This is a genomic window from Lentzea sp. NPDC036949 (genome assembly GCF_055608075.1).
Window position 1 is genome coordinate 392,960 of the sequence record NZ_JBVJRA010000005.1, and the last position, 25,318, is coordinate 418,277.

The 25,318-nt window shown below is 72.6% G+C and carries 25 protein-coding genes; 10 read left to right on the forward strand and 15 right to left on the reverse strand.

Annotated elements, in window-relative coordinates:
* Window positions 1-51: 51 nt before the first annotated feature.
* Together ACZ7CD_RS17375 and ACZ7CD_RS17380 are read left to right on the forward strand one after the other, a co-directional pair.
* A complete protein-coding gene (locus ACZ7CD_RS17375) occupies window positions 52-396 on the forward strand; it encodes an STAS domain-containing protein (RefSeq protein WP_470368684.1) in 345 nt (114 codons plus the stop codon).
* A gap of 66 nt (window positions 397-462) precedes the next feature.
* Window positions 463-822 carry an RNA-binding S4 domain-containing protein gene (locus ACZ7CD_RS17380; protein WP_458433452.1) on the forward strand — a complete coding sequence of 120 codons (360 nt, stop codon included), beginning with the start codon at window positions 463-465 and terminating at the stop codon, window positions 820-822.
* Here ACZ7CD_RS17380 and ACZ7CD_RS17385 read toward each other — a convergent pair.
* The 5 genes from ACZ7CD_RS17385 to ACZ7CD_RS17405 form a co-directional block, all read right to left on the reverse strand.
* Complete coding sequence (locus ACZ7CD_RS17385; RefSeq protein WP_458433453.1) at window positions 811-1,689, reverse strand: NAD-dependent protein deacetylase; 879 nt, start codon at window positions 1,687-1,689, stop codon at window positions 811-813. The genes ACZ7CD_RS17380 and ACZ7CD_RS17385 overlap by 12 nt on opposite strands.
* 1 nt (window position 1,690) lies before the next feature.
* The gene (locus tag ACZ7CD_RS17390; protein ID WP_470379228.1) at window positions 1,691-3,388 is read right to left on the reverse strand and encodes a cellulase family glycosylhydrolase; all 1,698 of its coding nucleotides are present in this window, start codon (window positions 3,386-3,388) and stop codon (window positions 1,691-1,693) included.
* Between the two features lie 175 nt (window positions 3,389-3,563).
* Window positions 3,564-4,421 carry a class A beta-lactamase gene (bla, locus tag ACZ7CD_RS17395; protein WP_470368894.1) on the reverse strand — a complete coding sequence of 286 codons (858 nt, stop codon included), beginning with the start codon at window positions 4,419-4,421 and terminating at the stop codon, window positions 3,564-3,566.
* A gap of 94 nt (window positions 4,422-4,515) precedes the next feature.
* Window positions 4,516-5,346 carry a phosphatase PAP2 family protein gene (locus ACZ7CD_RS17400; protein WP_360402156.1) on the reverse strand — a complete coding sequence of 277 codons (831 nt, stop codon included), beginning with the start codon at window positions 5,344-5,346 and terminating at the stop codon, window positions 4,516-4,518.
* Window positions 5,347-5,371: 25 nt separating this feature from the next.
* The gene (locus ACZ7CD_RS17405) at window positions 5,372-6,034 is read right to left on the reverse strand and encodes a TetR/AcrR family transcriptional regulator (RefSeq protein ID WP_360402159.1); all 663 of its coding nucleotides are present in this window, start codon (window positions 6,032-6,034) and stop codon (window positions 5,372-5,374) included.
* A 73-nt stretch (window positions 6,035-6,107) separates the two neighbouring features.
* Between ACZ7CD_RS17405 and ACZ7CD_RS17410 the strand changes: the two genes are divergently transcribed.
* Window positions 6,108-6,665: an ester cyclase gene (locus tag ACZ7CD_RS17410; protein WP_470373251.1), complete on the forward strand. Its 558-nt coding sequence runs from the start codon at window positions 6,108-6,110 to the stop codon at window positions 6,663-6,665.
* Window positions 6,666-6,702: 37 nt separating this feature from the next.
* Here ACZ7CD_RS17410 and ACZ7CD_RS17415 read toward each other — a convergent pair whose 3' ends face one another.
* On the reverse strand, window positions 6,703-7,308 hold the full coding sequence (locus tag ACZ7CD_RS17415; RefSeq protein WP_458433457.1) for a response regulator: 606 nt from the start codon (window positions 7,306-7,308) through the stop codon (window positions 6,703-6,705).
* A complete protein-coding gene (locus tag ACZ7CD_RS17420) occupies window positions 7,305-8,267 on the reverse strand; it encodes a sensor histidine kinase (protein ID WP_360402168.1) in 963 nt (320 codons plus the stop codon). Before ACZ7CD_RS17420 ends, ACZ7CD_RS17415 begins: the two co-directional genes overlap by 4 nt.
* Before the next feature lie 111 nt (window positions 8,268-8,378).
* Here ACZ7CD_RS17420 and ACZ7CD_RS17425 point away from each other — a divergent pair, with 111 nt between their 5' ends.
* Window positions 8,379-8,867 (forward strand): GlcG/HbpS family heme-binding protein, encoded by a 489-nt coding sequence (locus ACZ7CD_RS17425; protein ID WP_470368689.1) that lies wholly within the window; start codon window positions 8,379-8,381, stop codon window positions 8,865-8,867.
* A 64-nt stretch (window positions 8,868-8,931) separates the two neighbouring features.
* Here ACZ7CD_RS17425 and ACZ7CD_RS17430 read toward each other — a convergent pair whose 3' ends face one another.
* Window positions 8,932-9,267: a hypothetical protein gene (locus ACZ7CD_RS17430; protein WP_360401780.1), complete on the reverse strand. Its 336-nt coding sequence runs from the start codon at window positions 9,265-9,267 to the stop codon at window positions 8,932-8,934.
* A gap of 119 nt (window positions 9,268-9,386) precedes the next feature.
* On the opposite strand from ACZ7CD_RS17430, the gene ACZ7CD_RS17435 reads away from it, so the two are divergent.
* Window positions 9,387-10,238: a class II glutamine amidotransferase gene (locus tag ACZ7CD_RS17435; protein ID WP_360401777.1), complete on the forward strand. Its 852-nt coding sequence runs from the start codon at window positions 9,387-9,389 to the stop codon at window positions 10,236-10,238.
* 196 nt (window positions 10,239-10,434) lie between these two features.
* Here ACZ7CD_RS17435 and ACZ7CD_RS17440 read toward each other — a convergent pair whose 3' ends face one another.
* Window positions 10,435-11,355: a LysR family transcriptional regulator gene (locus ACZ7CD_RS17440; RefSeq protein ID WP_360401792.1), complete on the reverse strand. Its 921-nt coding sequence runs from the start codon at window positions 11,353-11,355 to the stop codon at window positions 10,435-10,437.
* A complete protein-coding gene (locus ACZ7CD_RS17445) occupies window positions 11,355-11,891 on the reverse strand; it encodes a LuxR C-terminal-related transcriptional regulator (RefSeq protein ID WP_360401774.1) in 537 nt (178 codons plus the stop codon). Before ACZ7CD_RS17445 ends, ACZ7CD_RS17440 begins: the two co-directional genes overlap by 1 nt.
* Before the next feature lie 241 nt (window positions 11,892-12,132).
* On the opposite strand from ACZ7CD_RS17445, the gene ACZ7CD_RS17450 reads away from it, so the two are divergent.
* Window positions 12,133-15,933, forward strand: coding sequence for a type I polyketide synthase (locus tag ACZ7CD_RS17450; protein ID WP_470379229.1), 3,801 nt, complete (start codon window positions 12,133-12,135; stop codon window positions 15,931-15,933).
* Here ACZ7CD_RS17450 and ACZ7CD_RS17455 read toward each other — a convergent pair.
* Together ACZ7CD_RS17455 and ACZ7CD_RS17460 are read right to left on the reverse strand one after the other, a co-directional pair.
* Complete coding sequence (locus ACZ7CD_RS17455) at window positions 15,917-16,540, reverse strand: TetR/AcrR family transcriptional regulator (protein ID WP_360401768.1); 624 nt, start codon at window positions 16,538-16,540, stop codon at window positions 15,917-15,919. The genes ACZ7CD_RS17450 and ACZ7CD_RS17455 overlap by 17 nt on opposite strands.
* 445 nt (window positions 16,541-16,985) lie before the next feature.
* Window positions 16,986-18,677, reverse strand: a complete 1,692-nt coding sequence (locus tag ACZ7CD_RS17460; protein WP_360401765.1) for an L-aspartate oxidase — start codon at window positions 18,675-18,677, stop codon at window positions 16,986-16,988.
* 282 nt (window positions 18,678-18,959) lie between these two features.
* On the opposite strand from ACZ7CD_RS17460, the gene ACZ7CD_RS17465 reads away from it, so the two are divergent.
* Window positions 18,960-19,556 carry a phosphoribosylanthranilate isomerase gene (locus tag ACZ7CD_RS17465; RefSeq protein WP_470379230.1) on the forward strand — a complete coding sequence of 199 codons (597 nt, stop codon included), beginning with the start codon at window positions 18,960-18,962 and terminating at the stop codon, window positions 19,554-19,556.
* Between the two features lie 10 nt (window positions 19,557-19,566).
* On the opposite strand, the gene ACZ7CD_RS17470 is transcribed toward ACZ7CD_RS17465, so the two are convergent.
* Window positions 19,567-19,929, reverse strand: coding sequence for a DUF4406 domain-containing protein (locus ACZ7CD_RS17470; RefSeq protein ID WP_458433461.1), 363 nt, complete (start codon window positions 19,927-19,929; stop codon window positions 19,567-19,569).
* Between the two features lie 48 nt (window positions 19,930-19,977).
* Here ACZ7CD_RS17470 and ACZ7CD_RS17475 point away from each other — a divergent pair, with 48 nt between their 5' ends.
* Window positions 19,978-20,718, forward strand: a complete 741-nt coding sequence (locus ACZ7CD_RS17475) for a DeoR/GlpR family DNA-binding transcription regulator (protein WP_470379231.1) — start codon at window positions 19,978-19,980, stop codon at window positions 20,716-20,718.
* Here ACZ7CD_RS17475 and ACZ7CD_RS17480 read toward each other — a convergent pair.
* Window positions 20,705-21,346: a response regulator transcription factor gene (locus ACZ7CD_RS17480; RefSeq protein WP_360401789.1), complete on the reverse strand. Its 642-nt coding sequence runs from the start codon at window positions 21,344-21,346 to the stop codon at window positions 20,705-20,707. The two genes, ACZ7CD_RS17475 and ACZ7CD_RS17480, sit on opposite strands and share 14 nt — an antisense overlap.
* Window positions 21,337-22,596 carry a sensor histidine kinase gene (locus ACZ7CD_RS17485; RefSeq protein ID WP_470379232.1) on the reverse strand — a complete coding sequence of 420 codons (1,260 nt, stop codon included), beginning with the start codon at window positions 22,594-22,596 and terminating at the stop codon, window positions 21,337-21,339. The genes ACZ7CD_RS17480 and ACZ7CD_RS17485 overlap by 10 nt, the downstream gene beginning before the upstream one ends.
* Window positions 22,597-22,681: 85 nt before the next feature.
* Between ACZ7CD_RS17485 and ACZ7CD_RS17490 the strand changes: the two genes are divergently transcribed.
* Together ACZ7CD_RS17490 and ACZ7CD_RS17495 are read left to right on the forward strand one after the other, a co-directional pair.
* The gene (locus tag ACZ7CD_RS17490) at window positions 22,682-23,428 is read left to right on the forward strand and encodes an ABC transporter ATP-binding protein (RefSeq protein ID WP_470379233.1); all 747 of its coding nucleotides are present in this window, start codon (window positions 22,682-22,684) and stop codon (window positions 23,426-23,428) included.
* Complete coding sequence (locus ACZ7CD_RS17495) at window positions 23,422-25,317, forward strand: FtsX-like permease family protein (protein ID WP_470379234.1); 1,896 nt, start codon at window positions 23,422-23,424, stop codon at window positions 25,315-25,317. Before ACZ7CD_RS17490 ends, ACZ7CD_RS17495 begins: the two co-directional genes overlap by 7 nt.
* The last annotated feature ends 1 nt before the right edge of the window (window position 25,318 follow it).

Here is a 25,318-nt window from a genome sequence, read left to right on the forward strand (position 1 = left end):
TCTTTCCGGTGAATGGGGATTCGGAGCCCGCAGCACGGGGTACCCACAAGAATGCTCTCTGTCACGACCACGGCGTCGTCCGGCGTCTCCACGCTGCTCACGGTGGCCGGAGTGCTCGACAAGAACGGCGCGGAACGCCTGCTGTCCCGGCTCGACCGGCTCCTCGACCAGGGTCACCGGCGGCTGGTGCTGGACCTCGGCGGCGTCGAGTTCTGCGACTCCAGCGGGGTGAGCGCCCTCGTCCGCGGGCACGCGCGGGCGTCCTCGGCGGCCGGCGGACTGCGGATCTCGGAAGCCTCGCCGCAGGTGCTGAAGGTGCTGGAGATCTCCGGTCTGGCACGGATGTTCGGACTTCAGTCCACTGTGGACTCACAGGCGGCGGCCGTCCGGTCCTGACCTCCCGGCCGGCGGGCGGGGAGCGGACCGTGCACATCGGATCGGCCGGGATGCCATGATGGCGGGGTGGAGTCCACGCGCATCGACCGCTGGCTGTGGGCGGTCCGGCTGACGAAGACCCGTCCCGACGCCGCCGCCGCGTGCCGTGGCGGGCACGTGCGCATCAACGACAAGCCGGCCAAGCCCTCCACGGTCGTCGTGCCCGGTGACGAGGTGCGGGCCCGCGTGGGCGACCGGACGAAGATCGTCGAGGTCGTGCGGGTGATCCAGAAACGGGTCGGTGCCGCGGATGCCTCGACGTGCTTCATCGACCGCACACCGCCTCCGCCGAAGGACGTGCCGGTGGTGGCACAGCGCGAACGCGGTGCCGGGCGGCCGACGAAGCGCGAACGCCGGGTGCTCGACCGCTTCCGGTCACAGGGCTAGGCGCTCCACCGCGTCGGCGAGCTCGGTGAGCGCTGAGCCCAGCGGCAGGTCTACCCGCACGGTGGCGTACCGGTCGCCGCGGGTCTCGCCGCGGTTGATGATCGCGACCGGCAGCCCGGCCTCGGCTGCGCGGCGGACGAACCGCAGGCCCGACATCACGGTCAGCGAGGAACCCAGCACCAGCAGCGACTTCGCGCCGGCGACGAGGTCGTAGCACTGCTCGACGCGCGGGCGCGGGACGTTCTCGCCGAAGAACACGACGTCCGGTTTGAGCACACCGCCGCACGCCGGGCAGTCGACGACCGCGAAGCCGCGCACCTGCTCCTCGGGCAGGAACACGTCGCCGTCGGGGTTGATCTCGGTCGTGGTGGCGGCGAAGTCCGGGTTCGCCTCGCGCAGCCGCCGGTCGAGCTCGGCGCGCGGCGACAGCAGGCCGCAGCCCAGGCAGACCACCCGGTCCAGGCCGCCGTGCAGCTCGACGACGTCGCGGGTGCCCGCCGCCTGGTGCAGGCCGTCGACGTTCTGGGTGATCACGCCGGACAGCCGCTCGTCCAGCCGGGTCACGGCGTGGTGGCCCGCGTTGGGGTGGGCGCGGGCGATGGTGCGCCAGCCGACGTGGCTGCGCGCCCAGTAGCGCTGGCGGCCCGCGGCGCTGGTGGTGAACTCCTCGTAGGTCATCGGGGTGTGCCGGCGCAGGGAGCCGCCCTCGCCGCGGTAGTCGGGGATGCCGGACTCGGTCGACAGGCCCGCGCCGCTGAGCACCAGGACCCCGCCGCGTTCGACGAGACCCACGACCTCGGTCAGGTCGGAGGTGCGCGGCAACGGAGGGCCCGAAGGCGACCAGGTCAGCGTGGGCCGTGTCCGCACGTCACCAGCTTACGTGCCACTGGCGGAGCTCGGCCTCCGCTGCGGCCGCGTTGCCCGCCGACGGGGCCGTGACCAGTGCGAACTGCCGTCCGGGGCCGCCGGTGAGGAGCAGCTCGTCCCCGTTCACCGCGGCGTTCGCGGAGCTGACCACGAGCGGCGAGCGCAGCGACTCCGGCAGGTGCACCTCCGTCGGTGCGGGGCCGCCGGTCGAGTCCCAGACCAGGACCGCGAACGGCGCCGAGCCGACCAGCGCGCGCACGGCGGGCAACGGGATCTGCTGCCAGGTTTGGTGCACGCGGTCCTCGTAGGTGAACGCGAGCGTGGTGCCCGCGACGGCCTGCGGGTAGACGCGGTCCACGACCGCGCGGTCGACGGTGAACACCGGGGTGCCGGCCGCGTCGAGTCTGATCGCCGAGAAGTGCTCGTCGTTCATGGCGTCGCCCTCGGTCTTGACCTTGTCCGGGTTGTCGTTCATCAGCTCGTGGTGGCGGTCGTAGCCGGTGTCCCAGTGCCACTGGCTGCCCGAGACCACGGTGCCGCGCGGCGCCGACCACCACTGCGCGCCCGCCGCGGTCGAGTCGAGGGCCTGGTACATCGCCTTGAGCACCGAGGCGTTCTTGTCGGAGGTGAAGCCGGCGACCGGGTGCCCGAACTCCGACACGATGGCCGTGGTGCCGAGAGCCTGCGCGCGGGAGCGGATGGTGTTGAACGCCGAAACGTACTGACCGTCCGACGCCTTGCCGGGCATGAGGACGCCGGACTGCGCTTTGCCGTCGTAGAAGTGCGAGTTGAACACGAACCGCTCACCGAGGGCGGGCACGAGCGTGAGACCGCCGGGTTCGGCGAAGAAGTCGACGTTCTGGTTCCAGAACACGAGCGGTTCGACGAACGCGGCCTTGTGCGCCCAGCCCTCGGCGTCCATCTCCGCGCGGAACCGGCGGTAGAACGGCATCAGGAGGTCACGCTCCCACGTCTGCGAGGTCTGGCCCTGGTCGTACCGGCCGGCGTACGGCTCGTTGAGCGGGTCGACGCCGGCGACGAGCTTGAACTCGGCGGCGGGCAACGCTTCCCGCACGTGTCGCAACGCCTCGCCCGCGGCTGCGATGAACGAGTCCTGCACACCGTTGCGGTTGTGCCAGAAGTCGTGGGTGGCTGCGGTGACCGCGGTGTTGTTCTTCATGTTCTGCCCCCAGTGGAAGCAGAGGCCGCACGACTCCTGCGGGTACCCGCTCGCGGCCCACGCCGGTGCGCCGTCGCCGGTGTACCAGCTGCCGGGGTTGAACAGGTACCGCGAGTACAGGTCCTGGTGGAAGTCGAGGTAGACCCGGAGGCCCTGGCCGGTGAACGCGCGCAGCTGCTCGGTCATCCGCTGCAGGTAGCCGTGGTCGATCCGGCCGCGCTGCGGTTCGACCCACGCCCAGGTGAGCAGGAACCGCACGGCGTTCGCCCCGGTCAGCCGCTTCATCAGCTCGGCGGACCGGCGCGCGTCCGCGGTGGTGGCGAACGGCAGGCCGCGGTGCTCGGCGAGCTTGGCCGTGCCGGAGACGTTGAAGCCGCGCAGCACCACCTCGCGGCCGTGCTCGTCGCGCAGGACCCCGCCGGAGACGCGCAGCTCGGTGCCGTCGAACGACTCCGCCCGCACGGGCGTGACCAGGGAGGAGAACAGGAACAGCACAGCCAGGAGAACCGATCGCCGCATCGCCGCCGCCTTTGCCGAACATGAACGAGATTCATGTTGGACCGTAGCGGATGCGGTCGGACCGGACCAGCGGCCGATCAGCCCTCTGAGCAGCACTCTGAGCAGCACTCTGAGCAGCGGGGTGGCGCGGAACGAACGGCTCCGCGCCACCCCGGCTGCACCGAAACGTCGCCGATCAGCTGAACGCGTCCGCGACCAGTCCCGCCACCTGGGCCACCAGCGGCTCGTCCGCCCCGGCCTTCGGGTCCTCCGGCTTGGTGACCAGCACGGCGATCACGATCGGCGCGCGGCCGGGCGGCCAGGCGATGCCGACGTCGTTGGTGGTGCCGTAGCTGCCGGTGCCGGTCTTGTCGCCGAGCCGCCACTCACCGGGCAGGCCGGCGCGGATGCGGTTGGCGCCGGTGGTGTTGGCGAGCAGCCAGTCGGTCAGCTGGCGGGCGTCCGGCCGTTCGAGCGCGTGGCCGACGGTCAGGCGGGCGTAGGACTGGCCGATCGCCCGCGGCGAGGTCGTGTCGAGCTCCTGCCACGGTTCGGCGGAGTTGAGCTCGGGCTCCCAGCGGTCCAGGCGCGTGACCGGGTCGCCGATCGAACGGCAGAACCGGGTGACGGCGCTCGGGCCGCCCAGCTCGCGCAGCAGGAGGTTGGCCGCGGCGTTGTCGCTGTAGGTGATGGTGGCCTCGCACAGGGCCCTGACGGTCATGCCGTTCGCGAGGTTCTCCGGCTTGCCGGTGATGGGCCCGTAGCCGGACTTCTCGACCTCCGCGGAGGTGTAGCGGACGACCTTCCCGAGCAGCGCGCCGTCCTGGTCGCGCCGCAGCACCGCCCCCGCGACGAGCGTCTTGAACACCGAGCAGATCGGGAAGCGCTCGTTCGACCGGTGCAGGACCGTCCTGCCGGTTCCCGTGTCGCTCGCGAAGACGCCCAGCCGGGCACCGTGCTGCCGTTCCAGGTCCCGCAGCCGGCCGGTGATCGGTGAGGCCTGCGCCTGCGCGGGCACCGCGACGGCCAGTGCGGCCCCCGCCCCCAACGCCAGCGCTACCCGACGGTTGACTCCCAACGCATTGTCCCCTTTCCACGTAACCCCTCGCCCACCAGGACGCGCTGGAGATCAACTGGTTGCCCGGCGGTCAGCAGACGCGCCGCCAGCAGGCCAGGAACGCGAGCGCCGCCGCGACCGACCCGGCCGACGCGAGCGACCCCGCGCCCAGGTAGATCACCCACTCGTCCGCGCCGAGCCCCTCCCTGGCCAGCGGCACCGCCCACAGGAACACGCCGAGCACGAGCGACACCAGGCCGCCCAGCGCCCAGAACACGATCAGCACCACACGTGGTTTCTTGCTGGGCCCCTCATACCGTTCGAGTGCTCCCCTGCGGGCGAGCCACCAGGACGCCAGCGCCGCGACCGCCAGCGCGATCGCGTCCGCGGCCAGCGTGTCGCTGAGCCGGTGCCACTTCGCGACCAGCGTGTACTGCCCGATGCCGACCGCCCACGGCAGGACGAAGAACAGCATCACGCCCCGCCACCGGTACGGCACCACGATCACCGCCGCGAACAGCACCGTCATGGCGATCGTCGTGTGCCCGCTGGGCAGGCTGTTGTGCGCGTAGTCGCCGGTGACCTGCACCAGCGCCGGCCTCGGCAGCACGAACCGCTTGAGCACCTGCACCACGGCCTGCCCGGCGACGATCACCCCGACGGCGGCGACGGCCAGGTCCCAGCGCTTGCGCAGGACCCCGACGAGCGCCACGGCCACGACGGCCGCCGCGAGCGAGTAGACGGTGATGTCCCCCAGCGCCTGCCAGGCGGCGTCCGTTTCGGACACGTCGTCCTGGTCGGCGCCGCGCAGGGCGGCGTTCTCGATGGTCTGACCGGCTCTGGTCAGCACGGCGAGCACGTAGACGACCGCCGCCACCACGAAACCTGAGACCGCCACCACCGGCCAGCGTCGAGAGTTCACGCGCAGGAGTCTGCTGCTGTTCTGATCAACTCGCCTGTCGAAGATCGGCGATGCGGTCGAGCACGGCCGTGACGGCGAGCATCACGCCGTAGTCGAACTCGGCGCGCCGGTCGAACCGCGCGAGCTGCGGGGCGAGCGCCGCCACGGCGGGCAGACCGGAGCCGGCGAGCACCTCCGCGCGGGAGCCGTCCGGGTCGCCGAACGCGGGGGCCGCTGCCACCTCGCGCAGCAGGGTGCCGACCAGCGTCGCGAGCAGCATCCGCAGCAGGTGGACGGCCTCCGCGGCCGGTGCGCCTGCGTCGAGCAGCACGGTCAGCACCGCGTCGACCGGGGCGAGGCCCTCCAGCGAGCCGAGCTGGCGGGTCAGCACGAGGGGCGCGGCCTGCGGGTGCTCCAGGGCCCGCGTGCGGAAGCTGTCGGCGATGGCGTGCAGGTCGTGGCGGGGGTCGCCGGTGCGTGCGGGCAGTGCGAGACCGGCCAGCAGGTGCTCGGCGACCGCGTCGAGGAGGTCGTCCTTGCCGGCCACGTGGTTGTAGAGGCTCTTCGGGTCGACCCCGAGGACGCGCGCGACCGACCGCATGCCCACGGCCGCCGTCCCCTCCGCGTCCAGGACCTGCAACGTCGCCGCCACGACCGCCGCGCGCGACAGCACGGCGGCGCCCTTGGGCGGCCTGCCCCGACGGGTCATGCCCACCACCCCTTGCTCGAACCCACGCCGTGGACCTACTTTAACCCACACCGTGGGTAAATGAAGGAGAGACATGCGATCGCGGTTCGACATGCCCGGTGAAGAGGTCCTGAAGGCGCGCGAGAAGCTCGTGCTCGACCACTTCCACGACGAGGTGGTGCACGACTGGGACGCGACCCTCTCGACGTTCCCGCACCCGCACTACGAGCTCATCGCGCAGATGGTCGTGCACGACGGCGACGAGGACGTGCGGCGGTACTACGCCGACACGCGCACGGCGTTCCCCGACCAGGACCACGAGCTGATCGCGTTGCGGCACAGCCACGACGCGGTGATCGTCGAGTTCTGGCTGCTGGGCACGCACCTCGGGCCGCTGGGCAAGATCCCGCCGACGGGCGGGAGGCACCGCACGCGCATGACGGCGTACTTCGTGTTCGACGAGGACGAGAACCTGGTCACCGAACGCGTCTACTTCGACCAGCTGACCGTCCTCAAACAGGTGATCAGCGGCATCGACCGGCGCTCACCGCGCGGGCTCGCGAAGCTGTTCAAGGTGATGAGGGGCATGCTCGCGATGTCCGGCGGCAAACCCGACCCGCGCCTCACCGCCACCACCCCACCCGCACTCTGACCCCCTGCTTCTGGCAGATGCCTGGGCAAACAGGGGGTTAGAGGCGGATCAGTTTGCGTTCCACGGCGGTCGTCACGGCCGCCGTGCGCGTCTCCACGCCGAGCTTGTCGAAGATCCGCACCAGGTGGGTCTTCACGGTGGCCTCGCTGATGAACAACGCCCTGGCGATCTCCCGGTTCGACAGGCCCTTGGCCAGGTGCTCCAGGATCTGCACCTCACGGCGGCTGAGCTTCGGCGCCGGACGGCGGACCTGGCTCAGCAGCCGTTGCGCGATGTCGGGCGACAGCACGGTCTGGCCGCTCGCCGCGGTGCGCACGGCGGCGGCGAGGTCCTCTGGCGCGCAGTCCTTGAGCAGGTAGCCGATCGCGCCGGCCTCGACCGCGCGCACGATGTCGGCGTCCGAGTCGTACGTCGTGAGCACCACGACCTGCGGCGGCGACGGCAGCGCGCGAATTCTCGTGGTGGCCTCGACACCGTCGATGCCCTTGCCCAGCTGGAGGTCCATCAGCACGACCTCCACAGTGGACGCCAGCTCGACGGCGCGTTCACCGGTCGGCGCCTCCACCACCTCGAAGTCGCGCGACAGCAGTCCGACCAGTCCGAACCGGACCACCGGGTGGTCGTCGACCACCAGCACCCTCACGGCGTCGGCACCGTCACGGCCACGGCGGTTCCCTCCCCCGGCGCGCTCTCCACGGACACCGTGCCACCCAGCTCGGTGATGCGCCCGCGGATCGAGGCCAGGCCGTAGCCGCGGCCCTCCACCGGCACGACCGCGGCCGGGTCGAACCCGCGGCCGTCGTCCACCACGTCCAGCGTCACCGCGTCCCCCAGGTACGACAGCGTGATCGCCACCCGCGCGGCACGGGCGTGCTCGGCGGCGTTGGCCACGGCGCCCTGCGCGACCCGCAGCAGCGCCACCTCGGTCTGCACGCTCAACGGGTACGGCTCGCCGTCGACCTCGACGTGCGGGCACAGCCGGTGCAGCGCGTCGACCAGCGTGCCGCGGATCGGCGCGAGGTCGCGGACGAACCGGCGCGCCTCGGCGAGGCTGTCCCTGGCGACGGTGGCCGCGCGGTCGTGCTCTCCCAGCTCCAGCAGCAGGGTGATGCTGGAGAACCCCTGCGCCAGCGTGTCGTGGATCTCGCGGGCGACCCGCTGGCGTTCCTGCAGCGCCCCCGCCTCGCGCAGCAGCCGCGCCCGGTCGAAGAACACCGCCGCCGTCAGCACCGCCACCCCGATCGGCCCGAGCACGAGGCTGAGGTCGAACGCCGCCGCCAGCCGGATCTGCGCCAGCACCACCGCGCACGTCAGCACGCCCGCGATCGGCAGCGCGACCCGCGGCCGCAGCTGCCGCAGGCACTGGAAGAACAGCGGGATCGCGCACCACCCGAAGCTCGGCGCGACCCACACGAGCACCAGCCACACCGCGAGCACGACCGGCAACGCCCGCGTCCACCGCACCCCCGCCGGGTACGCGAGCCCCAGCGCCGCGGTCAGGCCGAGCACCAGCACGCCGGCGCCGTGGTACGTCGCGTACCGCGCCGCCGACGCCGTCAACAGCACGTAGAAGCCCGCGTGCATCGCCCGGTGCAGCCACACGTCGGCGACTGTAGGCGAGCGGTGCCGGTGCGCGGGTCAACCGATGGGTTGAACGCCGGTTCAACCGTCACCACCAGGTTCCCGCTGCTCCCGTTCGCGATCGTGGAGCACATGGACATCAAGAAGATCGCAGTCGCCACCCTCGTCGTGCTGACCGTCGGCGGCGGCTACGCGGCCGCCGACCAGCGCACCACGACCCGCACCGAGAAGGTGCTGACCATCGACGCCGCCGTCCGCGCCGCCCAGGCCACCCTCGACGCGGCCGAGAAGGAGAACCAGCGGGTCACGGTCGCCGTCGTCGACCGCGGCGGCGACCTGGTCGTGCTGCTCGCGGGCGACGGCGCCGGCCCGCAGACCGAGGAGTCAGCGCGGCGCAAGGCGTTCACCGCGGTGTCGTTCGGCGCGCCGACCTCGGAGCTCGCCGGTCGCGTGACCGGGCAGGGCGCGACGCTGCGGGACATCCCGGGGACGCTGTTCCTGGGCGGCGGGGTGCCGGTGGCCGTGGACGGCACGCCGGTCGCGGGCATCGGGGTCGGCGGGGCGCCCAGCGGTGATCTGGACGAGAAGTTCGCACGGGCGGGACTTGCGACGCTGCGCTGACAGGGGGCGTCAGGGGTGCTGGCGGGGCCGCCAGTCCCGGCGCGTGCCGTGCCGAGCGGCCCGGTCAGTCCTGGTGTTCCCGTGCGTGGCGGGCCACGTGCCGCCCCGGTTCCGGCCGCTTCGCCATCAGCAGCACCACGACGGCGGTGATGAGCCCGAGCGTGGCCAGCACGGCGGCCACGGCGCGGGCACCGGGGTGGTCGAGGACCAGCGTGCAGATCGTCAACGCCAGCACCACGGCGGCGATCGGGCCGATGACGGCGATGTGGCCGGCGGGCTCGGTGCGGTCCTCGCGCTGGTCCAGCGGGGCGAGCGGCGGGAGCTGGGCGACGGGCTCGAAGGGCGCCATCGTCTCGACCGTCTCGAAGTGCCCGCGGGAGGGCAGGTGAGGAGGCGTCACGTACGCACCTTTGGTCGGGGGCCGAAAACCATCGTGCCCGACGCGGGCACGCCGGGGCAAACCTCGCACCGGCACCCGGCGCCGTGGTCCCATGTGCGGCGGAACGACAGGAGGTCGACATGTGCCGGTGGCTCGCCTACTCCGGTTCACCGGTGTTGCTGGAGGACATCCTCTACCGGCCGGAGAACTCGCTCGTCATGCAGAGCAAGCACGCCCGGCTCGGCGCGACGGCGGTGAACGGCGACGGGTTCGGCATCGGCTGGTACGGCGCGGTCACCGGCACGCCGGGGCTGTTCCTCAGCACCGAGCCGGCGTGGAACGACCGCAACCTGCGCGAGCTGGCGGCGCAGATCACCGCGGACCGGGTGTTCGCGCACGTCCGGGCGTCGACGGGGGCCGCGGTGCAGCGCACGAACTGTCACCCGTTCCGGTACAAGAACTGGCTGTGGATGCACAACGGGCTCATCGCGAAGTTCCCGCTGGTGCGCCGCGAGCTCGCGCTGGCCGTGACGCCGGAGCTGTACCCGCTGATCGAGGGGTCCACGGACTCGGAGGTCATGTTCTACCTGGCCGTCGGGTTCGGCCTGGAGCAGGACCCGACGGGCGCGGTGGCGCGGATGGTGGCGTTCGTCGAGGACGTCGGCCACCGCAACGGGGTCGAGTTCCCGGTCCAGATGACGGTCGCGACCACGGACGGCACGACCACGTGGGCGTTCCGCTACTCCAGCCGCGGCAGGTCGCGCAGCCTCTTCCACAGCGCGGACCTGTCGACGTTGCGCGACCAGTACCCGGACAACCCGGCGTTGCACGACCTCGCGGACGGGTCGCGGCTGATCGTGTCCGAACCGCTGGGCGACCTGCGCGGGGCGTGGCTGGAGGTGCCGGAGTCGACGTGCGTCGTCGTCCGGGCCGGGGTGGAGGAGTTCTTCCCGTTCCGGCCGGAGGCCTCGGCGCTGGTGCCGCGCGGCTGAGCCGGAGCAGGACCGCGCCGAGACCGTCAGTCACGCGACAACGGCTGCGCGCACAGACGTCCTACCGTCCCACCACCGCCGGCCCAGCGGTGAGCGCACGTGTCACCGCCGGGCCCGCCGGTCACCCGATCAGAAATCCCTGTTCCTCGATCGCACGGTCATACGACCACCGTTCCTCCTGTTCTCGAACGAACGATCAGCAGCGCTGCACGGTCGCGAGCGCCGCCGCCGCACCGAGTGCCCTGAGCACCGCCGCGAGGTGCGGTGCTTCTTCACTTCCCCGTCGCACGGCCGCGAACACGTGCCGGGTGGGTTGTTCCGCGTCGAGCACCCTGATCACCACGTCCTCGGGCGGTGCAGCGGTGATCAGCCGGGGCACCAGAGCGAGGCCCAGCCCGAGTCCCACCGCGCCCAGCGTCGTGTCCCAGTCGGCGATCTCGTGCACGATCTCCGGCGTGAACCCGGCGGTGACGCACGCGGCGAACGAGATGTCGCGGCACGTGCCGGGGGTGGGGAAGATCCACGCCTCGCCGGACAGGTCCGCCAGCCGCACCACCGGCGCGTCCGCCAGCGGGTGGCCCACCGGCAGCGCCACGTCGAACCGCTCGGCGAACAGCGCGAGCCGGTGGAACCGCCGGTCGGTCGCCGCCGGGCTCTCCTTGGACTCCACGCTCAGCACGACGTCGACGTCCCCGCGCACCAGCTGGTCGAACGAGTGCGGCGGATCGGACTCCACCAGCCGCACCACCACCCCGGGCAGGGTGTCGCGCAGCTCGCGCACCGCGGGCAGCACGAGCCCGGACAACGTGGCCGCGAACCCCGCGACCCGCACCTCGGCCACCGAGCCCTCCGAGTAGGCCGCGAGGTCGGCCTGCACCCGTTCCAGCTCGGCGAAGATCTCGTTGGCGCGCCTGAGCAGCACGCGGGCGGCGTCGGTGAGGCGCACCCGGCGGCCCGCGGGCTCGACCAGCCGGACCCCCGCCTCCTTCGACAGCGACACGAGCTGCTGGGACACGGCCGACGGCGTGAGGTGCAACGCCTGGGCCACCGCGGCGACGGTGCCCCGCTCGTCGAGTTCGCGCAGCATCCGCAGCTTGCGGACGTCCAGGTCTGCCATCACGCGGCCAGCGCGCCGGCTAGCTGGGCCCTGCGGTGGATCCCGAGCTTGCGGTAGATGCTCGTGATGTGCAGCTCCACCGCGCGGACCGACACCCGGAACCTGGAAGCGATCTCACGGTTGGTCCGGCCGTCCACGATGAGCGTGGCGATGCGCTGCTCGTGCGCTGTCAGCGCGCGGCTCCCCATCGAGGATCCGGATGGGCGGGAAGCCATAGGAATTCCCGATTGCTGCGGCTCCGCCTCCTTTCCGGACGGACCGGGAAGGCCGTCGAGGAACCCGCGCCATTCACGAATCCTGATACCGCGCAACAACTTTCCGCGAACGTACGGATCGGCGGCCACCAAACGGCGGACAGTGACGTCGTCCTCGGCCTCGCACAGCAGCAACCCACCGGACTCGTCGGCGTACGGGCCACCCCCCAGCAGGACCCCGCGCCCCGCCAGCTCTTCCCAGTACCGCCGGTGAGCGGGCCGAACGCCGGCTAACCGCTCGTGTTCCGGCCCGAACACCATCTCGACGACAAAGCGCGCCATGCCGATCCCCCCTGCCGAAGCGTTGACCGCACCAGTGAGTACGTCAGTACAAACTTGAACGCAAGACCTAGTTTGAGTGTAGGTGCCCCGGTTCCATCCTGCGAGACCGAGCTTCACCGCATTGCCCGAGTACACCGGCAATTGCGTACTTTCACTACCAGGAGGCGCGACGCAGCGGCTAAACTTGACTCCGGGTACATAGTTGTACTGGGAACCACTTTGAACCCAACTCGGGGGAAACTTGACACGCCGCAACGCCTCCAGCACCTCGGGAACCACTACCGGACCCGGTGCTCGGACCGGATCGGCGGGTGCCCCTGCACGGGACCGCGCGGTCGCCGTCGCCGGGATGGCCTGCCGCTTACCCGGCGCCGGGTCGGTCGGTGCCTTCTGGGACCTGCTGCTCGGCAACACCGACGCGATCACCGAGATCCCGCGCGACCGGTTCGACGTCGACGACCACTACTCACCGGAACCCGCTCCGGGTAGGACGATCTCGCGCCACGGCGGGTTCCTCGCAGATGTCCGCGGTTTCGACGCGGAGTTCTTCGGCATCTCCCCGCGCGAGGCCCGCGCCATGGACCCGCAGCAACGCCTGCTGCTGGAGGTCGCCTGGGAGGCCCTGGAGGACGCCGGAATCCGGCCGTCCGGGCTCGCCGGGCGCCGGGTCGGCGTCTTCGTCGGGCAGGCGACCGCCGAGTACGGCAAGGCCAGCCGCAGTGCCGGCAACCACGACGTGCGCCACGCGGCCGGCGGTGAGCTGCGCGCGGTGACGTCCGGCCGGCTGTCCTACGCGCTGGACCTGCGCGGGCCGTCGATCACGGTCGACACGGCCTGCTCGTCCTCGCTGGTGGCCGTGCACAACGCCCGGCAGGCGCTGCTCGCGGGCGAGTGCGACCTCGCGGTCGCGGCCGGGGTCAACGTGATCCTGCTGCCCGACGACGCGATCGCCTACTCGCAGGCCGCGATGCTCGCACCCGACGGCCGGTGCAAGTTCGGGTCGGTGAACGCGAACGGCTTCGTGCGCAGCGAGGGCGTCGGCGCGGTCGTGCTGGAACGCCACGCCGACGCCGTCGAGCACGGCAACCGGGTGCGTGCCCTGCTGCTCGGGAGCGCGATCAGCAACGACGGCAGGGGCAGCGGCCTGCTGCTGCAACCGGCGGTGCGCGGTCAGGTCGAGATGCTCCAGGCGGCGTACCGCGACGCCGGCCTCGATCCGTCCACTGTGGACTACATCGAGGCGCACGGCACCGGCACGAGCGTCGGCGACCGGGTCGAGCTGACGGCGCTGGCCGAGGTCGCGGGCACCGGTAGGGAGCACCCGCTGCTGCTGGGGTCGGTGAAGAGCAACATCGGCCACACCGAGGCCACCGCGGGCATCGCCGGGCTGATCAAGGCCGTGCTGGTCGCCGAGCACCGGACCGTGCCCGCCTCGCTGCACGCGCAGGTGCAGGCCGAGCAGCTCACCGGTGCCCCGATGCGGGTCGTCACCCGCAACCAGCCGCTGACCGCCGAGCACCCGGTGGTCGGCGTCAGCTCCTTCGGCATCTCCGGCACCAACGTGCACGCGGTGCTGACCTCGCCACCGCCGGGGGAGCCCGCGGCGGAACCCGACGGCCGTCCCCGCGTGCTCACGCTGTCCGCGAAGAGCGGGGCCGCGTTGCGCGAGTCCGCGCAGGCGCACCTGGCGCACCTGCGGGAGACCGACGCGGTGCGGGACGTCTGCCACACCGCGTCCGTGCGGCGCGACCACCACGAGCACCGGCTCGCGGTCTCCGGCGTGAGCACCGCCGAGCTGCTGGCCGGGCTGCGGGCGTTCCTCGCGGGCGCCGAGGCGAAGGGCGCGGTGGCGGGCCGGGCGGCCGACCGGCCGAAGGTCGTGTTCCTGTTCCCCGGCCAGGGGTCGCAGTGGCGCGGCATGGGCCGGGAGCTGCACGCGGTCTCCCCCGCGTTCCGGGAGGCGCTGCTGGAGTGCGACGCGGCCGTGCGCGAGGAGGCCGGCTGGTCGGTCGTGGACGTGCTGCTCGGCGACGCGCCGTGGCCGGAGGCGCTGTCGGTGCTGCAACCCGTGCTGTGGGCGGTGCAGGTGGCGCTGGCAGCGCACTGGCGGTCGTGGGGCGTCGAACCGGACGTCGTGGTGGGGCACAGCATGGGCGAGGTGGCCGCGGCCCAGGTGTCCGGCGCGCTCACGGTGCGCGCCGCGGCGGCGGTGATCTGCCGGCGCAGCGCGGCGATGCAGGAGACCGCGGGCAGCGGCGCGATGCTGTGGGCCGAGCTGTCAGCCGAACGCGCGGAGGGCCTGGTCGACCGGTACCGCGGCGAGGTGTGCGTGGCGGCGGACAACTCGCCCGGCACGTGCGTGCTGGCCGGGCCCGCGGAGCTGATGGCGGGTGTGGCGGAGGACCTGGACGCGTTCGGCATCGCCTGCCGGCCGGTGCGCGACGTCGACGTGGCGTCGCATTCGCCGTTGATGGACAAGGTCGCGACGGCGCTGCGCGAGCAACTGGAGGACCTGCGCCCGAACGCACCGCAGGTCGACTTCCGGTCCACCGTGGAGCACGGCAGGCGCGAGCTCGACGCCGCGTACTGGGCGGACAACGTGCGGCGCACGGTGCGGCTCAACGACACCGTGCGCCGGGTGCTCGCCGACGCCCGCACCGCCGTGGTGCTGGAGGTCAGCCCGCACCCGGTGCTGCTGACCGCCGTCGCGGAGATCGGGGAGGCGGCGGGCTGGACCGGCACGGGCGTGCCGACGCTGCTGCGCGACGAGCCCGAGCTGCGCGCGGTCACGGCGGCGCTGGGCGCGCTGCACGTCGCGGGCGTGCCGGTCGACTGGGCGAGCCGCCAGGGCGACGGCCGGTGCGTGCCGCTGCCCGCCTACCCGTGGCAGCACCAGGAGTACTGGTTCGAGTCGTTCACCGCCGACACCGAGGTCGTCCGCGAGGTCGACGTGGCCTCCCTCGGCGTGGCAGAGGCGTTGCGGGGCCTGCGGTTCCGCGGTCTCACACCGCTGCCGGCGGCCGTGCTGTTCGAGGCCGTGCTGTCGGTCGTGCGCGGCACCGGCACCACGCACACGTTGCGCAACATCCGCTTCCACGAGCTGTGCACGGTCGATCCCGACGCGCTGCCGTCCCTGACGGTCACGGTGCGGCCGGAACGCGGTGGTGTGCGGGCGTTCACCGTGCACACCGACGAGGGCGTGCGGTGCGTGAGCGGTGAGGTGGAACGCGGGGGCGCGGTCGCCTCGTCCGGGCTGGACTGGGCGCTGGCGCGGTGCCGGGAGTACGTGCGCGACAGCGACTTCCGCGACCTCGCCGCCCGGCAGGGGTACGAGTTCGAGGGGCCGTTCCGCACGCTGCGGCAGGCGTGGCGCGGGCAGGACGCGGCGGTCGCCAGGTTCACGCCGGGAACGGCGGCGGGGCCGGTGGTGCTGGAGACCGGCATGCAGGCCGTGCTGCTGGCACTGGGCACCGCGGTCGTGCCGCTGGGCGTCGAACGGGTGCGGGTCACCGGCCGGGCGAGCGGCGAGTTCTGGGCGGTCGCCCGCAAGCGGCGTGGCAAGCCGGTCGTCGACGTGCGGTTGTTCGACGCCGAGCACGAGTGCTTCGCCGAGCTGAGCGGCGTCACCGTGCGCACCGGCACCGCCGGGCCGTTCGCGGGGCTGGTGAACGGTGTGGCGGGCCTGCTGCGCACGGCCCGCACCCGGCGGCCGCGACCCGAGCCGGCCCGGGAACCGGTCCCGGTCGCCGCCACCGTCCCCGTCGTCCCGGCCGTCCCTGCCGTCCCGGCCCTCGCGGACGAACCGGCCGGGCAGACGGTGGACGCGGTGCTGGAGCACGTGGCGGCGGTGCTGGGCACGACACCGGACCGGGTGGACACCCGGCGGGCGTTGCGCGACCTGGGCCTCGACTCCCTGATGGCCGCGCAGCTCGCCGCACGCCTGAAGAAGGCGTTCGGGCGGACCGTGCCCGCCGCCCTGCTGCTGGGGCCGGAGGAGGTGGGCGCGCTCGCCGACCGCCTGCTGGCTAGCGGTCCGGCCTGACCAGAACGCCGTGCATCAGCACCCGCAGGGTCGTGACGAGCTCGTTCGCCAGCGTCGTCGGCTGCTTGCCGCGGCCGACGTACCGGTAGAGCGTGCCCAGGTAGACGTCCCGCAGCATGTTGCCGACGAGGATCGGGTCGACGTGGTCCCCCACGTCACCCGCGTCCTTGCCGGCGCTGACGATCTCGGCGAACAACGGCGTCGCGTACGGCTCCTCGAAGATGGGGTGGCCGCACCGCACCCAGGCCGCGAGCATGACCTGCGTGGTGCGCCACTCCAGCTTGTTGATCCGCGCGAGCGCGCGCATGCAGTTCTCCAGCGAGGACAGCACGTCGTTGCCGCCGCCCGCGATGGCACCGAGCTCCGCCCGCAGCGTCTCCCTGCGCCGCGTGCCCCACGCGGCGATGACCTCCTCCTTCTTCTCGAAGTAGTTGAAGAAGGTGCCCCGCGCGACATCGGCCCGTTCGGTGATGTCCTCGATCGAGGTCTCGTCGTAGCCCTGCTCGGTGAACAGGTCGAGCGCCGCCGTGTACAGCCGCTCGTACATGGCCCGCTTGTGCCGCTCACGCCTCCCGACGGCCTGAGTCGGCTCCGCGGGCTCGGCCACGCGTCGCGTCCCCGCCATACGTGAACCCCCGTCTAAGTGTGTACCGCAGTACAGGCTAGCGGTACGCCGCGCCCGGAAGTACCGCCCGATGGTGCGATCACACTCTGCTACGAATGCGTGCTCCAGTGGTGGATGCCGGTACCGCGAGTGTCGCAATGCCGCCCAACGTACGCACCGCCAGGAGTGTGTTGCCACCACGTCCGGCGCCTTTCCCGGTCACCTGTGCTCGGCGACCAGGTGAACGCAGAAGATCACGCGCACCGCCGTGAGCGCCAGGGGCGGTGTCCCGCCAGGGCCGTCGCGCCCCTCGCGGTGGAACGGGTCTCGGGGTCGTCCACCGGTTCCGTGCTCGCTGGAACGAGCCTCTTCGTCCTCTTCACACTTTTCGCCGTCGAGGTGGCCGTGCCCGGACCGGGCGGGAGCCCGCGCTCCCGCCCGGCGGCGGTCACTCCACCAGCTTGCCCGCCGTGTCGACCTCGCGCATCAGCGCCGCGATCTCCTCGGGCACCGGCGGGATCTCCTCCCGCTCCACCCGTCCCGGCCCCGACCACACCAGGTTGACCTGCAACGCGGGGTCGAGCTCCGGGTGGTCGGACCGGTTGTGGCAGCCGCGGGTCTCCCGGCGTTCCAGCGCGCACTCCAGGGTCGCGCGGGCCGCCAGCGCCGAGGCCTTGAGGTCGAACGCGTGCGCCAGGTCCTGGTGGCCGGCGAGGTCCGGGTGCACGCCGACCTGCTCGATGCGCGCCTCCAGCTCGTCGAGCTCCGCCAACCCCTTGCGCAGCCCGGCTTCGTCGCGCACCACGCCCGCGTGCTCGGTCATCGTGTTGCGCAGCGACCGTTGCAGCGCGCGGACGTTCTCCGGGCCGTCGGCGGCCAGCAGCGCGTCCACCTCGGCCCGTGCCTCGGCCAGTGCGGCGTGCGAACGGTGTTGTGCCGTCAGGGAAGCCGAGTACTCGGCGGCGGCCTCGCCGACGATCCGGCCGTAGACCAGCAGCTCGATGAGCGAGTTGCCACCCAGCCGGTTCGCGCCGTGCAGACCGCTCGACGCCTCACCGATGGCGAACAGGCCGTCCACACCGGTCGAGTGGTCCGACGGCGACACCCACACCCCGCCCATGGAGTAGTGGGCGGTCGGCGCGATCTCGACCGGTTCGCGGGTGATGTCCTTCATCTGCAGCTCCAGCAACGTCTGGTAGACGCGCGGGAGGCGCCGCATGATCTGCTCGCGCGGCAGGTGGGACACGTCGAGCCACACACCGCCGTTCGGGGTGCCGCGGCCCTCCTTGATCTCCGTGTACGCGGCGAGCGCCACCCGGTCGCGGGTGGACAGTTCCCTCCGGGCCGGGTCGTAGCGGTCCATGAACCGCTCGCCCAGCGCGTTCGTGAGGATTCCGCCCTCGCCGCGCGCCGCCTCGGACACCAGCGTGCCGGCCGCGTTCTCCGGTTCCAGCAGGCCGGACGGGTGGAACTGCACGAGCTCGGGGTCGCGGATGCGGCCGCCGGCGAGCACGGCCAGCCGGAACGAGTCGCCGGTGTTCTCGTCACGGCGCGACGACGTGCGCCGCCAGATGCGGGTGTGGCCACCGGCGGCGAGGATCACGACGTCGGCGTGGAAGACGTACCGCGTGCCGTCGGTCAGGTCGAACCCGTAGGCGCCGAAGACCACGTTGTCCCGCACCAGGATGCGGGTGACATAACACGAGTCGAGGACGGGGACGCCCAGCTGCGCGGCCCGGTTGACGAGCGTGCGCTGGATCTCCAGCCCGGTGTAGTCGCCGGCGAACGACGTGCGCCGGAACGTGTGCGCGCCGAAGAACCGCTGCGAGATGCGCCCGTCGTCCTCGCGCGCGAACGGCATGCCCCAGCGTTCCAGGTCGGCGATGCCGCGCGGGGCCTGCTCGGCGACGACCCGGACGATCTCCGGGTTCGCGAGCAGGTAGCTCTCCTTGACGGTGTCCGCTGCGTGCTGCTGCCAGGTGTCGGCCTCGTCCATCGTGCCGAGCGCCGCGTTGATGCCGCCCGCGGCGAGCGCGGTGTGCGCGTCGGACTTCGGCCGCTTCCCGACGACCGTCACGTCCACGCCGCGTTCGGCGAGCTCGATGGCGGCGCGCAGCCCCGCGCCCCCGGTTCCGATCACCAACACCGATGTGGCGACTTGCTTTTCTGTCATCACGGCCTCCGTTGCCCGTTGGTTCCATTAACCAGGACCGGACAGCGCATGCGCTTGTGACTGTTAGCCGCGCGACACCGCGAGCCGCGTCACGTGTGCCGCCCTGAGCAGCTCGCCAACTCAACATCAACAGGCACTTCTCCACTACTGACAGCGCCGCCGGCCGTCCGTGGTCCGGCCGGTGGCGGGGCGAGTTGGTGGTACTTGCAGATGCCTGAGCAACAGGGGGCGAGAGCATAGGATTGGGGTGTGTTCGTGAAGCTCTGCGGTCTGCGCACCGAAGCCGATGTCGACGTCGCGGTCGCGACGGGGGCCGACGCGGTCGGGTTCGTGCTGACCGCCAGCCCCCGCCGCATCGACGTGGACCTGGCCCGCCGTCTGGTGGCCGCGGTGCCGGACCACGTGCTGACCGTGGCCGTCGTGCGCGGCATCCCCGCCGGCGAGGCGGGTGAGCTGGCTCTGCGGACCGGCGTGCGCGCGTTGCAGCTGCACGGCGCCTACCCGAAGGAGTCGTTCGACGAGCTGAGCGGCCACCCGTTCACGCTCGTGCGGGCGACCGCACTGGGCCCGGACACGGACGTGCGCACCGGCGCGTTCGGCGAGCAGCTGCTGCTGATCGACTCCCCGGTCGCGGGCTCCGGCGAGCAGTGGGACGTCACCCGCCTCGCGGACCGCCGCCCGGAGGGCACCTGGGTGCTGGCGGGCGGCCTGTCGCCGGAGACCGTCGCCGACGCGGTCGCGGTGGCACGGCCGTGGGGCGTGGACGTGTCCAGCGGCATCGAGTCCAGCCGCGGGGTCAAGGACCACGGCCGCATGCGCGAGTTCGTCGCCGCCGCCCGCGTCTGAACGCGGCACGTCAGGCCGCGCGGTAGCCGGGGATGTCCTCGACCCGGTGGTAGACCGGCAGACCGCGTTCCCTGGCGATCCGCACGTCCTGGTCGGCGCCGGTCGACGCACCGGGCAGCCGCAGCACCGCGTCGCACTTCTCGAGCAGGCGCTGCGCCGTCGGGTACATGATCCCCTCGGCCACCGGATCGGCCGGGGAGCTGCCGCCCGCGCCGCGCAGCACCGGCAGCGCCACCCATTCACCGATCATCGGCACGTGGCCGCTGCGGAAGATCGGCCATGCGGCCTCCTCCAGGCGTTCGAGGTTGCGCGCCATCAGGTCCGGGTCGTCCCCGGTGCCGGAGCGGTAGGGGCCGGCGATCAGGATCAGCATGCCCCGACCATAATGTGCAAGACTCGGCAAAAACAAGGAGAAACGTGCATGCTTACCGCTCAACGCCGTGACCTGCTGCTCGAACGCCTGCGCACCGACGGCCGGATCGTCGCCAAGGACCTCGCCGCGGAGGTCGGCCTGTCCGAGGACACGATCCGCCGCGACCTGCGCGACCTCGCGGCGGCCGGGCTGTGCCAGCGCGTCTACGGCGGCGCGTTGCCCGCCTCGCCCGCGGTCGCCGACTACACCGCGCGGCAGGAGGTGTCGGTGCCCGGCAAGCAGCGGGTCGCCGCGGCGGCAGCGGCGCTGGTCGAACCGGGCAGCACCGTGATCATCGACGGTGGCACGACCGCGCTGGCCGTCGTGCGCGCGTTGCCGTCGGACTTGCGCGCCACGGTCGTCACGCACAGCCCGACGGTCGCGAGTGCGTTGGAGCACCACGAGAACGTGGACGTCTACGTGATCGGTGGCCGGCTGTTCAAGCATTCGATGGTCGCGTGCGGCGCCGCCGCGGTGGAGGCCGCCCAGGGCGTGCACGCCGACCTGTTCCTGCTGGGCGTCACCGGTGTGCACCCGGAGGCAGGGCTGACGACCGGGGACGCGGACGAGGCGGCGATGAAACGCGCGCTGGCCCACCGGGCGGCGGACACCTACGTGCTGGCGAGCGCGGAGAAGATCGGTGCGGCGTCGCGGTTCTCGGTGCTGCCGCTGGAGGAGGTCGCCGGGGTCGTCACCGACGCGGACGACGACGTCGTGCGCGCCCTGCCCGTGCCGGTCATCCGCTCCTGACGGTGCGCAGGTAGGTCAGCACGGCCATGACCCGCCGGTTGACGTCGTCGTCCGGCGGCAGGCCGAGCTTCGCGAGGATGTTGCCGACGTGCTTGCCCACCCCGGCGTCCGACAACGTGAGCCGGCGGGCGATGGCGGCGTTGGAGTGCCCTTCGGCGAGCAGCCCGAGCACCTCGGTCTCGCGGGCGGACAGCGTCGCGAGCGGGGAGCGCCGGACGAGTCCGCGCACCACCTCGGGGTCGATGACCGTGCCGCCCGCGACGACGTGCCGCAGCTTCGCGACGAACTCCTCGACGTCGGCCACCCGGTCCTTGAGCAGGTAGCCGACGCGATCGCCGCTGTCGATGAGGTCGGCGGCGTGCCGGTGCTCGACGTACTGGCTGAGCACCACGACCGGCAGCCCGGGGTGGTCGCGGCGCAACGCGAGCGCGGCCCGCAGTCCCTCGTCGGTGAAGTCCGGCGGCATGCGGATGTCGGTCAGCACCAGGTCCGGGCCGTGCTCGGTCACGGCGGCCCGCAGCGCCTCCGCGTCCCCGACCGCCGCCACCACCTCGAACCCGAACCGGCCCAGCAGACCGGTGAGCCCTTCGCGCAGCAGCACGCCGTCCTCGGCGAGGACTACTCGGATCGGCACGGGATCTCCACGCGCAGTCGGGTCGGGCCACCGGTCGGGCTGGACAGCAGCATTCTCCCGCCCACCACCGCGACCCGGTCGGCCAGCCCGGTCAGACCGGTGCCGCCGGCCGGGTCGGCACCGCCGTGCCCGTTGTCGACGACCTCGACGACGAGCGCGGACCCCTCCTGCCGTGCCTGGACTTGCGCCTCGGTCGTCTGCGCGTGCTTGGCCACGTTCGTGAGCGCTTCGGACACCACGAAGTACGCCGCCGACTCGACGGCTGCGGGCAGGCGGGTGAGGTCCGCGCTGACGGTGACGGGCAGCGGCATCCGGTCGGCGAGGTCGTCCAGCGCGGCTGCCAGGCCGTGGTCGGTGAGCACCTGCGGGTGGATGTCGCGGATGAGCTCGCGCAGCTCCGCCATCAGCTCCTTGGCCTGCTCGTGCGCCGCCGCGACGTTCTCGTTGCCCGGCAGGTCGACGCGGGCCAGCCCGAGCTGGATCGTGAGGCTGACCAGCCGCTGCTGCGCGCCGTCGTGCAGGTCGCGTTCGATGCGGCGCCGCTCGGCCTCGAACGCGTCGACCAGCCGTGCCCGCGAGGCCGACACCTCGACCAGTTCGGCACGCAGGTCGCCGCGACCGCCGAGCAGCTCCCGCGCCAGCTGGGCCTGCACACCGGTGATCCCGGCCGCGAGGTAGATGAGCGCCACCAGCCCGGCCAGCCCGACCGCGGTGCACGCCCACGCCTCCGCGGCCGTGCCGACCTCCCAGAACAGCACGGCCACCGGCCCGTCCACGACCAGGGCCGGCATCAGCGCGAACGCCACCACCAGCAGGAACAGCACGAAGAAGGCCGAGGACACCACCGGCACGACCGTCGCCAGCAGGCACGTGTGGGCGACCTCCCGCCACGTCGCCGCCTCGCCGTAGCGGTGCAGGCCCGCCGCGCGGTCGCCGGTCGTGATCGGCCTGGTGTCGACGAGCCGCACCCGCGCCCGTTCCACCTTCGCGAGCTGCGTCGCCAGCACCGGGACAACGGTCGCGGCCAGCACGCCGAGCGCCGCCGACAACACCGCGGCGGGACTCGGCCCCTTGGTCGCGATCGGTTGCCACAGCAGCACGACGAGCGCGAGCGGTGCCCCCGCGACCAACGCCACCGGCAGGTTCGTGACCAGGTACCACAGCGACCGCCACGGCCAGCCGCCCAGCAGGAACCCGCGACCGGTCACCGCGTCGAGCACCGTCACCGGCGCGCCCTCCCCCATGCGCCCAGGGTAGGCCCAGCCCCACCTCGATCCGGGCGCTGGACGTAGTGCCGGCACCCGGCTCCGCACGGTTGGCTTTGACACCGTGAGCTACGGGGGAACCACACCGTTCGCGGTCGAGCTGCGCGCGGTGACCAAGCAGTACGGGACCAAGTCCGCCACGGTGCGCGCGCTCGACGGGGTCAGCCTCGGCTTCCCGCCCGGCACCTGGACGGCGGTCATGGGGCCGTCCGGGTCGGGCAAGTCGACGCTGCTGCACTGCGCCACCGGCCTGGACCGCGTGACGACCGGCCAGGTGCTGCTGACCGGCGCCGACATCACCAGGGCACCGGAGGCGTACCTGACGACGTTGCGGCGCCGGTCGATCGGCTTCGTCTTCCAGCACTTCAACCTGGTCGCCTCGCTGACGGCCGCGCAGAACGTGGCGCTGCCGTTGAAGCTCGCCGGCTCCCGTGCGTCCACACAGGACGTCGCGGAGACGCTGGGCCGGGTCGGTCTCGCCGACCGGCAGCACCACCGCCCGCGCGAGCTGTCCGGCGGTCAGCAGCAGCGCGTCGCCATCGCCCGCGCGATGATCACCCGCCCGGCCGTGCTGTTCGCCGACGAACCCACCGGCGCACTGGACTCGCGGTCCGCGCGCACGGTGCTGGGCCTGCTGAAGGACCTCGTCACCGCCGGTCAGACGATCATCATGGTCACCCACGACCCCGCCGCCGCGGCCTCGGCCGACTCGGTCGTCTTCCTCTCCGACGGCCGGGTGGTCGACCGGCTCGACCGGCCCACCACCCACGCGGTGGCGGAACGCCTGGCACGCCTGGAGGAGTCGTGCTGACCCTGTCGCTGAGCACGTTGCGCGAACGCTGGCCGTTGTTCGTCGGCGCCGTGCTGACCGTGGCGCTGGGCGTCGCGCTCGTGCAGGCGGCCCTGCTGGTCATGGCCGCCACCGGGCGCGGCTGGGTGCCGCCGGGCGTCACCGAGGAGGAGGCGCTGCGGATCAACGAGGGGTACGTCGGCGCCGCCACGCTGCTCGGGATGACCGTGCCGCTCGCCGCGTTCCTCGCGGTGTTCATCGTCGGGTCGACGTTCGCGTTCACCGTCGCCCAGCGCAGCCGCGACCTCGCACTGCTGAGCGTGCTGGGAGCGAACCGGCGTCAGCTGCGCCGCCTGCTGCTGTGCGAGGCATTGTTCCTCGGCGTCTTCGGCACGCTGGTCGGCGTCGTCCTCGCGTTCCCCGCCACGCTGGCGCAGTCGGCCGTGCTGCACGGCTTCGGCTTCCTGCCCGACGGCTTCGAGGCGCCGTTCGGCCCGTGGGTGCTGGGCGCGTCGGTGCCGATCGGCGTGGGCGTGGCGGTCCTCGGCGTGCTGTCGGCGTCCCGCGGCGCCGCGCGGGTCCAGCCGCTCGACGCCTTGCGCGACACCGGTTCCGCAGCACGGGTGATGACGCCGGGAAGGTGGGTCACCGGCCTGCTGTGCGCTGCCGCCACGGCCGGGTTCATCGCGCTGACCCGCTCCGGCGACCTGCTGGTGGCGCTCGGAATGTCGTTGCTGATCTCGATGACCGGCTCAGTCGCCCTGAGCAGGCTGAGCCCGCTGCTGGTGCCCCTGGTGGGCCGGCTGTTCGTCCTTCCCGGAAGCACTCTCGCCGAGCTGGTACGGGCGAACCTGCGCGACGGCGTCCGCCGCAGCGCCTCGACCGCCGCACCGCTGATCGTCCTCGTCGCGCTGGTCCTGGGCATCGACGGCTCCCTCGGGTCGCTGGCGAAGCTCACCGGCGTCGAACAGGAGCGGTCCGTCCGCGCCGACCTGGTCGTCGACTCGACCGGCGCCCAGTCCGCCCGCCTCGCCGCACTCCCCGGCGTCGCCGTGGCCGCCCCGCAGACCCTCCTCCCGGTGTCGATCACGGCCCTGAGCGCCGAGTCCCCCGACGACCCGCCCCGCCCGCAGACCTACGACCAGCTCGTGTTCGCCGTCGACCCGGTGACCTACCTGGAGACCCACGTGACCCAGCCCCGCTCCGGCGACCTCGCCGCACTGACCGGCCTGACGGTCGCCGGCGGTTCCGCGGTGTGGGGCGACCGACTGGTCGGTGAGACGGTCACCCTGCGGCACAACGGCCAGGAGACCACCCTTCGCTTCGTCGCACGCCTGCCGGAGACCCTGGCGCTGGGCGAGGAGTTCCTGGTCTCCCGCGACGCAATCCCGGCGGACCTGCTCGCCACCTCCCCCACGCAGACGTTCCTGCGCCTCACCCCCGGCACCGACCCCGCCACCGTCCGCTCCGCCATCGCCGCCGGGGACCTTGGCACCGTCCGCACCGTCGCCGAGTGGGCCGGTGCCGCCGCGAAGGCCCAGCAGGGCGGCAACCTCGTCATCATGGCCGTCCTCATGGGACTGTCCGGTCTGTACGCGGCCATCGCCGCCGTCAACGCCGTGGTCATCGCCGGTGCCGAACGCCGCGCCGAGTTCGCGGTCCTGCGCCTGTCCGGCCTCACCCGCCGGCAGGTCACCACGGCCGCGTTGATCGAGGCGACCGTGGTCACCGTGGTCGGTCTGCTGCTCGGTGCCCTGGTGGCGGCGGGGGCGTTGATCGGGGTGGCCGGTGGGACGGGTGGCGTCGTGGCCGTGCCGTGGGGGTTGTTCGGCGTGCTCTCGGCGGGCGCGCTGGTGGTCACCGCGGTCGCTTGCGCGCTCACGACCTGGAAGGTCTCCTCAACCTCGTGAA